11 protein-coding genes are annotated in these 13,894 nt (G+C 40.1%); 2 read left to right on the top strand and 9 right to left on the bottom strand.

The window, feature by feature from the left end; translation table 11 throughout:
• Positions 1–110: 110 nt before the first annotated feature.
• Both HMPREF0874_RS09305 and HMPREF0874_RS09310 read right to left on the bottom strand, forming a co-directional pair.
• Positions 111–638 carry an ECF transporter S component gene (locus tag HMPREF0874_RS09305; RefSeq protein WP_008603416.1) on the bottom strand — a complete coding sequence of 176 codons (528 nt, stop codon included), beginning with the start codon at positions 636–638 and terminating at the stop codon, positions 111–113.
• 207 nt (positions 639–845) lie between these two features.
• Positions 846–3,020 carry a cation-translocating P-type ATPase gene (locus HMPREF0874_RS09310; protein ID WP_039965493.1) on the bottom strand — a complete coding sequence of 725 codons (2,175 nt, stop codon included), beginning with the start codon at positions 3,018–3,020 and terminating at the stop codon, positions 846–848.
• Positions 3,021–3,427: 407 nt separating this feature from the next.
• On the opposite strand from HMPREF0874_RS09310, the gene HMPREF0874_RS09315 reads away from it, so the two are divergent.
• On the top strand, positions 3,428–4,081 hold the full coding sequence (locus tag HMPREF0874_RS09315) for a YigZ family protein (protein WP_004698470.1): 654 nt from the start codon (positions 3,428–3,430) through the stop codon (positions 4,079–4,081).
• A 23-nt stretch (positions 4,082–4,104) separates the two neighbouring features.
• Here the strand turns inward: HMPREF0874_RS09315 and HMPREF0874_RS09320 are convergent, their stop codons facing one another.
• Entirely contained in the window at positions 4,105–4,290 is a 186-nt protein-coding gene (locus tag HMPREF0874_RS09320; protein WP_004698441.1) for a hypothetical protein, read from the bottom strand.
• A gap of 195 nt (positions 4,291–4,485) precedes the next feature.
• Between HMPREF0874_RS09320 and HMPREF0874_RS09325 the strand changes: the two genes are divergently transcribed.
• Complete coding sequence (locus HMPREF0874_RS09325; protein ID WP_004695545.1) at positions 4,486–5,376, top strand: LysR family transcriptional regulator; 891 nt, start codon at positions 4,486–4,488, stop codon at positions 5,374–5,376.
• Between the two features lie 188 nt (positions 5,377–5,564).
• On the opposite strand, the gene HMPREF0874_RS09330 is transcribed toward HMPREF0874_RS09325, so the two are convergent.
• The 6 genes from HMPREF0874_RS09330 to HMPREF0874_RS09355 are packed head-to-tail and all read right to left on the bottom strand — an operon-like array spanning position 5,565 to position 13,777.
• On the bottom strand, positions 5,565–6,515 hold the full coding sequence (locus tag HMPREF0874_RS09330) for a dihydroorotate dehydrogenase (RefSeq protein WP_004698485.1): 951 nt from the start codon (positions 6,513–6,515) through the stop codon (positions 5,565–5,567).
• Complete coding sequence (locus tag HMPREF0874_RS09335) at positions 6,515–7,282, bottom strand: dihydroorotate dehydrogenase electron transfer subunit (protein WP_008603419.1); 768 nt, start codon at positions 7,280–7,282, stop codon at positions 6,515–6,517. Before HMPREF0874_RS09335 ends, HMPREF0874_RS09330 begins: the two co-directional genes overlap by 1 nt.
• A gap of 5 nt (positions 7,283–7,287) precedes the next feature.
• Positions 7,288–10,488: a carbamoyl-phosphate synthase large subunit gene (carB, locus tag HMPREF0874_RS09340; protein WP_004698494.1), complete on the bottom strand. Its 3,201-nt coding sequence runs from the start codon at positions 10,486–10,488 to the stop codon at positions 7,288–7,290.
• 1 nt (position 10,489) lies between these two features.
• A complete protein-coding gene (carA, locus tag HMPREF0874_RS09345) occupies positions 10,490–11,557 on the bottom strand; it encodes a glutamine-hydrolyzing carbamoyl-phosphate synthase small subunit (protein WP_004695539.1) in 1,068 nt (355 codons plus the stop codon).
• The gene (locus tag HMPREF0874_RS09350) at positions 11,557–12,843 is read right to left on the bottom strand and encodes a dihydroorotase (protein ID WP_004698506.1); all 1,287 of its coding nucleotides are present in this window, start codon (positions 12,841–12,843) and stop codon (positions 11,557–11,559) included. Before HMPREF0874_RS09350 ends, carA begins: the two co-directional genes overlap by 1 nt.
• The gene (locus HMPREF0874_RS09355) at positions 12,827–13,777 is read right to left on the bottom strand and encodes an aspartate carbamoyltransferase catalytic subunit (protein WP_008603420.1); all 951 of its coding nucleotides are present in this window, start codon (positions 13,775–13,777) and stop codon (positions 12,827–12,829) included. Before HMPREF0874_RS09355 ends, HMPREF0874_RS09350 begins: the two co-directional genes overlap by 17 nt.
• Positions 13,778–13,894: the final 117 nt, after the last annotated feature.

Raw genomic sequence — 13,894 nt, forward strand, 5'->3', positions numbered from 1 at the left:
AAGGCTTTTGTATGTATTGAAAAGGCAGTTATATAAGTGTATTAGGTCATTATAAATATATTAGATTATTATAGATATTTTACCATTATCTGCCTAAAACATTATATAAATTAATTTTTAGTAAACAATCTGCGTACTATCGTTTGTAATTTAGGGGTTAATACAATAGCAACCACAATTCCTGCGGCACTTGTAATCAAAGAGTATTGAATTTTACTAGCCGCCACGACCGCACTTTCAAGAACGAACCACCACGCAAGGAAGTAGCCAAAAGCGGTCCAAACAGCACCAATAATAAGGGCTACTAAAATACGACCAAAGGATGCAGTTGGTTTTGTAATAGAGGGTGGCAAATAGCCTGCAGTCATACCACCTACGATAAGTCCTGCAATTCCTTTAATAAAGAAAGAGAATACGATGTACTGTGTATGACCACCAAAGAGATCAAATAGTGCAGATCCAATTGCCGCACCCAAGCCTCCATATAATCCACCAAAAAGTATAGATGTTGTAAAGAGTGCAGCCGATCCTAAATGAACCATAGCGCCACCTGGTATTTCAATGCGAATTGTAGTAGCCACTGCACATAACGCGGCAATAAAACCAATATAGACAATGTCTCGAGTACTTAATTTCATAATCATGAACCTCTCTTTTAAATCAATCACTATATTCAGTATAACAAATCATAAGCCGTCTAAAAACACCATTATCGTAGGAATTAAATATCCATTTCACGTCTCAATACAAGATATAAATATATACTTAACTATATGTCTGTAGATATAATAAAGCACCTATACCTCTGTATAGGTGCTTTATAGTATTCAATTATATGTATAATCTTAAATTTTAGCTCGTTTCAAACGAAGTGAATTACTTACAACTGTAACAGAGCTAAATGCCATCGCCGTGCCAGCAATCATAGGGTTTAACGCACCGATAGCGGCCAAAGGAATGCCAATACAGTTAAAGATCAATGCCCAGAATAGGTTTTGCTTAATGTTTGTCATTGTTTTACGACTGAGTCGTACAGCTTGTACCAGTGTATGCAAATCATTACGTACGAGGACGATATCGGCTGCTTCTACCGCAATATCTGTACCACTGCCAATAGCAAAGCCAATATCTGCCGTAACAAGAGCAGGAGCATCATTGATACCGTCACCAACCATCCCCACTACAAGGCCCTTATCTTGCAATTCTTTTACCTTGCTAGCCTTATCCTGAGGCAATACTTCAGCTATAACATGGGCGATACCCGCCTGTTTAGCAATATATTGAGCAGTTCGACGATTATCACCAGTAAGCATCCATACATCAATACCTTGAGCATGTAACTCTTTTACAACCTCAATAGTTTCTGGACGTAATTCGTCTTCTACAGCCCACATAGCACTAATAACGCCATCTATAGCCAGAACAGATACGGAGGCGCCTTGTTCTTCAAATTGTAAAATATCTTCTTGAACCGCCGTTAAATCATAACCTAGTTCGTTCATCCAACGACTGTGCCCAAGTTGTACGGATACGCCTTGGTAGGCACCTTGTAACCCTTTACCTGGTACATCGGTGAAACTTTCAAGTTCAACAGCTTTACCTTTGTAGCCCTGATCTTCACCGTAGTAAACCATAGCCTTTGCAATCGGATGAGATGTACCACTTTCAAGAGCCATCATAATAGACATATTAGTACTTTCATCACCATTATAATTTTTAAAAGCCGTCACATCCAATACACCCTGTGTAAGGGTACCGGTTTTATCCATAACAATGGCATCGAGTTTACCCGCTTTTTCAAGATATTCTGCACTCTTGATGAGCACACCGTGTTCCGCACCAAGTCCAGACCCAACCATGATAGATGTTGGTGTAGCAAGGCCAAGCGCACAAGGACATGCGATAACCAGTACCGCTGTTGCATTAATGAGAGCAACGTTAATAGAATCTCCCATAATGAAGTACCACACAAGACCTGTCAAAACAGCAAGGCCAATAACGGTCGGTACAAAATATTGAGCCACGATATCTGCAATACGTTGAATACTAGCCTTGGAGGTTTGTGCCTCTTCTACAACCTTGATAATTTGAGACAACATCGTATCGGAACCGATACGCTTGGCTTCCATGGTAAAAGCACCACTTAGGTTTATAGTAGCACCAATAACTTCAGAACCAACTTGTTTTTCTACCGGTAAGCTTTCACCGGTCAGCATAGCCTCATCTACTGTGGAATATCCCTCAGTAATCGTGCCATCAACAGGGATCTTTTCACCTGCACGAACTTGTAAAATATCACCGGCTACCACCTTAGATGTAGGGATATCAATAAATTCTCCATCACGCAACACATGAGCCGTTGCAGGTTGTAAGGCAATCAATTTTTGAAGTGCTTCGGAGGTACGCCCTTTTGCAATCTCTTCTAAGAGTTTACCAAGAAGGATAAAAGTAATGAGCCACGCAGAGGTTTCAAAATATATTCCATGAGGGCCTAATTCAGGGTGAAATTGCCAGTTATAGATACTGAATAGATAAGCTACCGTCGTGCCCATTACAACGAGCACATCCATCGTAAGCGCCCCATTTTTCACTGCACTCCAGGCGCTCTTATAGAACATGAGACCAGGACCGAACTGAGCAATAGTAGCAAGAACAAACTCTACCCATACAGGCAATGCCTGAATACCAAATCGATGTAAGGTCATATTAATCATCATCGGTACCGCCATACAGGCGGCAATAATAAGGCGTGTAATATGAGGTTTTAAGTTAACCTTTTCTATTTCTTGCTTTGTTTCGTCTGCTTCTGCAGCACCAAAACCAATATTTGTAATGGCATCAATAATCTGTTGTGAATCTATAGTAGCGCCATCTTTATATTCAACGCTCCCCTTTCTAGTTAAGAGGTTGACCTTAACAGATTCTACGCCATCAACTTTAGAAACGACATTTTCAACGCGTTTTACACAGGCTGCACAGTGCATACCTGTAATATCAAATTCTTGTTTTTTTACGCTCATATTCACAGGCCTTTCTACTCTGTAGATATATCTTATCTTACAACTTACTATATTATTACAAATTCGTACTATATTTTGTATTTATGTACTTAAATATACGTCTAAACATCTATCTATAAAAAGCTATATATCCTATTGTAAATAAAATAGCCATAAACACGTTCACTAAGAATGTTTCAATATATTCTAAAACTTCAATATATGAACATATTACATGACTAACTACTCATATATCTACATTTAATAATAACATAAATTCTCATTACGTCAATATCCTACCAAATATAGAGGCTATTTCTTTTTTATAAGGGAATTAACCGCTTTTACCTATACATAGCCTTCATAAATAGATTATAATAAAGTGATGATGAATAAACATAAACTTTGATTCCAAAGGAGGTGAATATATGTCTGAATCAGTAAGCCCTACAGTGGAATTTACTTCGGTAGCAAAGGAATTTCGCCATGAATATGTTGTTGAAAAATCACGGTTTATAACAACAGTATATCCTTGCAAGACTGAAGAGGAAGCCCAAACCTTTATAAGCCGCATCAATAAAGAATTCTGGGATGCGCGCCATAACTGCACAGCCTATACATTAGGCCCACAGCAAGAACAACAACGATCTTCCGATAATGGAGAACCATCAGGCACAGCAGGTAAACCAATGCTAGAAGTACTCAAAAAGACTGGTATTACCAATGTAGCCGTCGTCGTAACACGTTATTTTGGAGGCATTAAATTGGGCGCTGGTGGCTTGATTCGGGCCTATTCACACTCCGTTGCGGAAACCTTACGTCTTGCGCCTAAAGAACTACATACAACACGAACTCGGCTACAAGCAAAGATTGACTATTCACTGTATGGAGCAGTAGAAAGATATGTACAGGATGAAAAATTACACTATGAAGCAAGCTTTGGTGAATATGTAGACATTACAATCCTAATACCACCTACTGATGTAGAGCGCATACAAAAAGAGCTCCAAGACATAAGTCATGGAGCTGCTACTTGTAATGTATTAGATTCTATTGAGGTGGTACTACCACTAGATAAATAATCTAGTTAGTAGATTCCAAACTTTTAATTGCCGTTATTAACTAAACCGGCTATACCTTGACCGAGTTCACGACGTTTTTCCTTAGTCATAGGATAAGGCCATACTCGTTCTAATTGTTTTTTCCGGCTAATTTTATTACGAGCCGTCATTAATCTACGTGCTTCCCAATTACGAATTGCTCGACTTAATGTTCTTTTTACCACGCCCATAGTAGTACCTACTTTCTTAACTATTGTTATATATCAAAATTTGTGATAAGTATAGAAAGATAATTTAAAACTTAATTTACTTTCTATTACTTTGTTGAATTTAGTATATATAGCATTTTATTAAATGTGAAATGACCGTTACTTAGTTCGTTATAATTTTTATTTATCATATTATGTGTATAATAGGGAGATTCTATGGATACATCTTACTACCACAATTTTATTACCCTTGTTCAAACGGGCAATATGACACAGGCCGCAGAGATTCTTCATATTACACAACCAGCGTTAAGTAAGCAGTTGAAATATTTAGAGGCTGAATTTGGGGCTCAATTAATCAACATTAAACGCGGCCAACGAGGATCAAACTTGCAATTAACAGATGCTGGTAAAATCTTCTATGAAAAAGCACAACAACTTTGCTCTATTGAAGAATCTACATATAATGCTGTACAACAATTGAATTCACGCATTGAAGGTACTTTACGCATTGCGACGTCTGCATCTCGTTCAACGCCAATCGTACAGCAATATTTACCAGCTTTTTCCATGAAATATCCATCTGTCCATTTTGAAATTTATGAAGGACTTATGACAAATGTAGTGACCCAACTCATCAACGGTAGCGCCGAATTAGGTATCGCCAATATTCAAATGGTAGATATCGATAAATTCGATATTCTGCTTACCCAAGAAGAGCATTTATACGCTATTTTCCGCCGTGATGTATTCTGGACAGATCGTGAGCATGATACCATCACGTGGGAAGACATAAAAAAATGTCCTCTATCCCTTTCTGGTGGCTCTGTCCGAATGATTATGCAATCTAGCTTAACAGATATGGAGCAACTTAATGCGGTAGCTATCACCACAACTAAAAGCTCAGCTATTGAGTGGGCCTCTTCTGGACGTACAGTTTCTTTAGTCCCAATGGACGCTAAGGAACTCATCAATCATCGCAAAATGGCCCGCATCAAATTACCAGAATTCTCGGGGGATTTCAAAAAAGCTTTTATCACACTTAAAGGCCATGCACTTTCCCCAGTAGCACAGCAATTTATTGACTTCTACAAAGCATATGTATAATCATAATTATACATATTATTACCATACTATGACATTAACAGTCTATATAATTGGCATCTATGTAATTATAGACCCCAATTCAATACATAAGAAAAGACCTAGTACTAAATGTACTAGGTCTTTTTGTATCATATCCTATATAACGACAATTCTTATGGTTGTTTAAGCTCGCCGTATATATGATTCTGTTATACTTGATGAACAGCACCTACAATATCAGTGATGCTGTTAAGATTATATTGTTCTACATATTCGCTCATTTCACGGGCAATACGTGAAATTGCTGTTGGATCTACCATCGTAGCTGTACCAACTTGAACGGCTTGCGCCCCTGCCATCATAAATTCGATAGCATCTGTGCCAGTCATGATACCACCAAGACCAATAATAGGAATAGTTACCCCTTTATAAACTTGGTGCACCATGCGAAGAGCCACGGGTTTTACGGCTGGGCCGGATAATCCACCATAAGTGTTCCCCAATACAGGCTTGCGACGGTGAATATCTATAGCCATGCCCAACAAGGTATTAATTAGACTTACTCCATTACCACCGCCTGCTTCAACAGCCTTTGCGATTTCTACAATGTCTGTTACATTTGGTGAAAGCTTAACGATAACAGGTTTATCCGTTACCTTACGAACCGCTTTAGTTACCGATTCAACAACCTTTGGATCTACACCAAAAGCCATGCCTTCACATTCTACATTTGGGCAAGATACGTTGACTTCTAACCCTGCAATGCCATCTACAGATAATGTCTCTGCCATCCAAGCAAACTCATCAATTGTGCCCGCAGACATATTCGCTAGCAATGGTACATCATATTTCTTAAGCTCTGGTAGAATTTCTCTAACAAAATGTTCAGCTCCAGGATTTTCAAGGCCAATGCAGTTCAATACGCCAGATGGTGTTTCTGCAATACGAGTTCCAGGGTTTCCGTGACGCCCCTTAGGTGTTAAACCTTTTACGGAGATAGCTCCTATCTCATTGCTAAGATCTAAATACCCAGCATACTCAGGGCCATTGCCAAAGGTGCCAGATGCGGCGATAATAGGATTTTTCATCTTAATCCCGCAATAATCAATGGCAAGCTTTGGATTTGGCGTAACGGTGTTATTTAAATCGCGTTCATGCATTAAAAGAACACCTCCTCAGCGGGGAATACAGGACCATCCTTACAAACTTTATAGCGTTTACCTTCTGCACCATCACAATCACAGCCTAAACAACCTCCAGTACCACAGCCCATACGCTCCTCAAGAGAAACTTGGCAAGGCACATTCAGTTCTTTAGCCACTTGAGCTACGCCTTTCATCATCGGCGTAGGACCACAAGTCATGACAGAAGTAAAGGAATTAGCATTAATTAGGTCAGGCATAATAGCCGTAGGGAAACCTTTTGTGCCCACACTACCATCATCAGTAGTGATGTGGACTTGAACAGGTGTATCTTTAAATAAATCTGCCCAGAAGGTTTCGCTTTCATTTCTAAAGCCCAAAATAACTTGTGCTTCTTCACCTTCTTTCAAATGAGATGCGATACATAGCATCGGTGCAATACCAACGCCACCGCCAATGAGAAGCATATTATTAGATGTTACAAACGGTTCGCCCAAAGGGCCTAAACAATCTAATGTATCGCCAGGTACGAGATGTGTCATAATCTCAGTCCCCTTACCTACGACGCGATACAAAAGGGTAATCGTACCCTTTCGGGCATCAAATCCAGCATAGCTAATAGGGCGGCGCAATAATGGCGCCGTAGAGTCCGCTACGCGAACATTACAAAACTGTCCTACCTTTGCTTCTACTGCTTGTTTTGGTGCGTGAATATCCATAATCCACACATCAGAGCCTATTTGCTCATTGCGAACGACTTCGCCCTGTTCTACATAGCCACTCATGGTTATTACTCCAATTCAAAATCTTGTAACGCTTCTACAGAGTAGTTAGCATCATCTTTACGATTCGCCACAACACGCAATACTTCCCGTGCTGTATCAAGACTTGTTAAGCAAGGTGTACCCATTTCTACAGCGAGACGACGTAATTGGAAGCCTTCGCGTTCAGGACGTTTACCTGCAGTCAATGTATTAAGTACAAGATCGACCTTGTCTTGACGAATGTGGTCAGCACAGTTGTCATCCCCTTCAGAGATTTTATTAACCACCTTACAATCAACACCGTGTTCGATAAAGTATTTACCTGTACCACCAGTTGCTTCAATATGATAACCAAGATCGATGAACCCTTTTGCAAGTTCACAAGCTTCTGCTTTATCACGGTCTGCTACTGTCATGAGAATTGTACCATCCTCTGGAATACGCATGTTTGCACCATTGATAGCTTTGAATAAAGCTTCAGAATATGTACGACCAATCCCCATAACTTCGCCAGTAGATTTCATTTCAGGTCCAAGGGCGATTTCCACAAGCCCCATTTTGGAGAAGGAGAATACAGGTGCTTTTACAGCTACATAAGGTTTATTAGGTACAAGACCAAGTGGCAAGCCCAAATCTATTAAGCTTTCACCAAGCGCAATGCGTGTTGCACATTCCACCATGTTAATACCTGTTACCTTAGAAATGAATGGCACGGTACGGCTAGAACGAGGGTTAACTTCGATTACATTAAGTTCACCATCAGCCACGATGTATTGAATGTTAAGCACACCTTTAACATTAAGACCTACTGCAATACGACGTGTATAGTCAACAATTTGATCAATCAATTCTTGACTCAAGTGTTGAGCTGGGTAAACGGCCATGGAGTCACCAGAGTGAACACCGGCACGTTCGATTTGTTCCATAATACCAGGGATACATACATCAGTACCGTCGGAAATAGCATCAACCTCTACCTCCATACCAACCATGTAACGGTCGATAAGAACAGGATGCTCCTTAGATGCTACTACGGCTTCCTTCATGTATACATCAAGCTCTTTATCATTGTATACGATTTCCATCGCACGCCCCCCCAATACATAGGAAGGACGAACGATTAATGGGTATTTTAACTTTTTAGCTGCTTCTTGTGCTTCTTCATCAGAGGTTACCAGAGCACCTACTGGACGAGGAATGCCAAGTTTCGCCAACAATTCATCAAAGCGTTCACGGTCTTCTGCCATATCGATGCTATCCACGGATGTACCAAGAATTTTTACACCGCGCTTAGCCAATGGGCCTGCCAAGTTAATCGCTGTTTGTCCACCGAATTGAGCGATAACGCCAACTGGCTGTTCTTTATCAATGATTTCCATAACATCGTCCACAGTCAATGGCTCAAAGTATAAAGAATCAGAAATATCAAAGTCTGTAGAAACTGTTTCTGGGTTGTTATTAATCATAATGGATTGGTAACCCGCTTTACGGAGTGCCCAAGATGAGTGTACGGAACAATAGTCAAACTCTACGCCTTGACCAATGCGAATTGGCCCAGAACCAAGTACTACTACAGATTTTTCACCTAGTGGTTTAACTTCATCTTCTTGCGCATAGGCACTATAATAGTACGGCGTTTTAGATTCAAATTCTGCCGCACATGTATCTACGTATTTATATGTTGGTAGAATGTTCCATTCTTTACGTTTTGCGCGAACTTCTTCTACAGTTGTATTAGCATAGCGAGCAATAACAGAATCGGTGAAGGAATAGCGTTTTGCTTTGCGCAATACATCTTCTGTTAAGCCCTGTTCAGCCAATGCTTTTTCTACATTAACAATGTTTTTGATTTTTTCAATAAAGAATGTATCAATTTTTGTAATATAGTGGATTTTTTCTACACTAATCCCCTTGCGAAGAGCTTCTGCCACAACATAGATACGTTCATCATCTACTAAGTGTAAACGTTCGATAAGCTGTTCCATGGATTCATGGGCGATTTTCTTAAGCTCAATATGGTCTAAACCGATCTCCAAGGAACGAATTGCTTTTAACAAAGACCCTTCTAAAGAGCGGTCGATAGCCATAACTTCGCCAGTAGCCTTCATTTGAGTGCCCAATGTGCGGTCCGCCAAATTGAATTTTTCAAATGGCCAACGTGGGAACTTCGTTACTACATAGTCGAGTGTAGGCTCGAAGCATGCTTTTGTTTCGCCTGTTACAGCATTTGTAATTTGATCCAATGTCATGCCTACTGCAATTTTTGCGGCTACCTTCGCAATTGGATAACCTGTTGCTTTAGATGCCAATGCAGAGGAACGAGATACGCGAGGGTTTACTTCGATAACAATATATTCGTTGCTATTTGGATTCAAAGCGTATTGTACGTTACAACCACCTTCGATTTTTAAATAACGGATAATCTCAACGGATGCGGTACGCAGCATTTGGTATTGAATATCATTCAAGGTTTGGCTTGGTGCCACAACGATAGAGTCCCCAGTATGCACACCAACAGGGTCAATATTCTCCATGTTACATACGATGATGCAATTATCTGCACTATCGCGCATTACTTCGTATTCAATTTCTTTCCAGCCTGCAACGGAACGTTCTGCTAGAATTTGGTGAATTGGTGAAAGTTTCAAACCACGACGTGTGATTTCATACATTTCATCTTCGTTATGGGCAATACCGCCACCTGTACCGCCTAACGTGTATGCAGGGCGGATGATAATAGGATACCCAATGCGATTAGCAAAGGTTACTGCTTCTTCAAGATCGTTAAAGATATCGGATTCAGGAACTGGTTGATTAATTTCCTTCATCGCTTCTTTGAAGAGTTCACGGTCTTCGGCTTGTTTAATAGCTTCAAGAGTTGTACCAAGAAGTTTTACACCATATTCTTCTAATACGCCAGCTTCAGACAATTGTACGGCCATATTAAGGCCTACTTGACCACCTAATGTAGCCAACAAGCCCCAAGGGCGTTCTTTTTTAATTACTTCTGTTACGAATTCAAGACTAATCGGTTCTACATATACGCGGTCTGCAATATCTGTATCAGTCATAATAGTAGCAGGGTTAGAGTTAACCAATACTACTTTATAACCCTCTTCTCGAAGGGAACGGCATGCTTGTGTGCCAGCATAGTCAAACTCTGCAGCTTGGCCGATAATAATTGGACCAGAACCAATTACAAGTACTTTTTTTGCTTCTGAGGTCATATTATTTTCCCTTTCTCATTAAGTCTTCAAATTCGTCAAATAAATATAGGTTATCAGTAGGTCCTGGGGATGCTTCTGGATGGTATTGTACGGAGAAGATTGGCAATTCTTTATGACGCATACCTTCTACGGTTCCATCATTTACACTACGATGTGTAATTTCTACAAAAGCTGGCAAAGAAGTATCATCTACCGCATAGCCATGATTTTGAGATGTAATATATACCCGACCAGTACGTAAATCTTGTACAGGATGGTTAGAACCACGGTGACCAAATTTCAATTTGAATGTAGTCCCACCATAAGCTTGTGCCAATACTTGATGCCCCATACAGATGCCAAAGATTGGTTTCTTACCAAACATCTTCTTTACTTCTTCTACTGCATAGCCAAGATCTTGAGGGTCTCCAGGGCCATTAGATAAAAAGATACCATCTGGATTTGCTGCCAACACATCTTCGGCCTTAGCATCTGCAGGAAATACAGTAAGACGACAGCCTGCAGCTTCTAGAGAGCGAAGGATATTTTCCTTTACACCATAATCCATTACCGCTACGTGGAATTCAGCATTTTTATCTCCACGCATACCTTGCCATTTTGTAGTTACACGCATAACTTGATCTGTTGGCAAGTCTTGTTTAAACAATTTTTGAATATCCTCCATAGGGTAATCAGATCGTACAAGTACGCCCTTCATTACACCATGGTTACGAAGAACACGTGTAATTGCACGTGTATCTACATCATAAAGGCAAGGGATGCCGTGCAAACGAAGATACTCACTAAATAGGCCTTCATTTTGCCAGTTAGATGGAAAGTCACACAGTTCACCTACAATAAAACCTTTACAATATGGTTTAGGACCTTGAGTAATAGAATTTAAAGTACCATAATTACCAATTAAAGGATAGGTTAATGTAATAATTTGATCCGCATAGGATGGATCAGTCAAGATTTCTTGATACCCTGTCATACCTGTGTTAAATACAACTTCGCCTACCGTTGGGGCGCCACCTAATAAGGAACCTTCAAACACGGAACCATCTTCAAGAACTAACTTGCCTTTCATTATAAGACTACGCCCTCCTTCATAACAATTTTGCCATCAACGACTGTGAGTTTAGCTTTACCTGTAACAGTCATACCATCAAATGGGCTAACTTTACCTTTTGTATAGAATTTATTTCGATCTACTGTCCATTTTTCAGTTGTAGAGAATACAGTAATATCTGCTGGCTTGCCAACTTCAAGAACACCTGCATCAAGGTGCATCAACTCAGCTGGTCGAGTACTCATATAGTACACAACTTGATCGATGCTTAGTTTATCAGGACCATATGCATTAGTAATAACCGCCGCCAAAGATGTTTCTAGGCCACTGAAACCATTTGGTGCACAGCAGAATTCATGGTCTTTTTCTTCATATGCATGTGGTGCATGGTCTGTAATAATCGCATCGATTGTACCATCTTTCAAGCCTTCTAATAATGCTTGGCGATGATCTTCAGAGCGAATTGGAGGAGCCATTTTGAATGCTGGGTTATATTCGCGTAGGTATTCATCTGTGAAAGATAAATGTTGGCTTGTAACTTCACATGTTACATTAAGGCCTTTAGCCTTCGCACGGCGCACCATATCTACCGTATTTTTACTACTTACGTGGGCGATATGGATATGACCACCTGTCATTTCAGATAACAAGATATCACGAGCAACAGCCAAATCTTCAGCTACTGCAGGACGACCAATAACACCTAATTCATAAGAAACAATACCTTCATGCATATGGCCATTTTTAGTCAATGTAATATCTTCTGCATGGTCGATAACCATTTTATTAAACATGGAGGAGTATTCTAAGGCACGACGCATAAATGCAGCATTTTCTACATAGTGACCATCATCGGAGAATGCTACTACACCAGCTTCTGCCATATCGCCCATTTCAGCAAGTTCCTTACCTTCTAGACCTTTTGATACAGCGCCAATAAATTCTACTTTCACAACGCCAGTGAGTTCAGCCTGTTTTTGTAAACCTCTTACAAGTGCAGCATTATCTACAACTGGGTTAGTATTAGCCATAGTGACAACACGTGTGAAACCACCTGCAGCAGCCGCTTGTGTACCAGAGTGGAAATCTTCTTTAGCTTCTTGGCCTGGTTCACGCAAATGTGTGTGAATATCGATAAGACCAGGTGCTACGATAAGCCCTGTTGCATCATAAACTTCAGCACCTTCAGCACTCAAGTTTTGACCGATGGCTGCAATTTTACCATCTTTTACGAGAACATCTGCTACTTCATTTTGTTTTTTTGCCGGATTAACTACCGTACCATTTTTAATAAGCAAGCTCACTACCGTCACCTCCGATAATAGTTAAGTACAATACAGCCATACGTACAGCTACGCCATTACGTACCTGTTCTTGAATTACGGATTGATCAGAATATGCTACATCTGGTGCAATTTCAAGGCCGCGGTTCATAGGACCTGGATGCATTACCATTACATCATCTTTAGCTAATTTTAATATATCATTGTTAATACCAAAGATACGAGCATATTCTCTATTTGTAGGATACAATGCAGAATGAATGCGTTCTAATTGAATGCGAAGTACGTTAACTACATCTGCATCAGCCACTGCTTCACGAATATCGTGGTGTACGGTAACACCTAATTTTTCAAGTTCTGGATATACCATTGTACGAGGACCAGCTAAATGTACATCAGCCCCCATTTTTGTAAGTCCATAAATATTGGAGCGTGCTACGCGACTATGCATTATATCGCCAAGGATAACCACCTTTAATCCTTCAATAGATTCCTTTTTCTCTAAGATAGAATACATGTCTAGTAATGCTTGTGTTGGATGCTCATGAGCGCCATCACCTGCGTTAATGATAATCGGATCTACGGCTTTCGTAGCGTATAAAGGTGCACCTTCTGCGCTGTGGCGCATTACGATAGCATCTGTACCCATGTAGGACATAGTTAATAATGTATCGCGGAAGCTTTCACCTTTACCCATGGAAGATCCACTAGGAGAAAGATTGATTACGTCAGCCCCTAAGTATTTACCGGCTAACTCAAAGGAACTACGGGTACGAGTACTTGGTTCCATAAAAAGGTTGATAATGGATTTCCCCTTTAAAAGTGGAACCTTCTTGTCATCAGAAAGAACGATTTTCTTCATTTTCTTTGCCACATCTAAAATCAATTTGATTTCTTCAGGTGACACATTTTGCAAACCCAATAAATCTTTGCCTTTTAGGCTAACTTGTCCCATGATTTCCTCCTAACTCACGTAACAAAAAAGACCTTTTGCCCAGGGCAAAAGGTCAAATAGTTTGCACAAAGAAGCCCCTATGGGCACTTCAACTATATTCCTTTCTCAGCCTCTCTG

Source organism: Veillonella sp. 6_1_27 (assembly GCF_000163735.1).
Lineage (GTDB): Bacteria > Bacillota > Negativicutes > Veillonellales > Veillonellaceae > Veillonella > Veillonella parvula_A.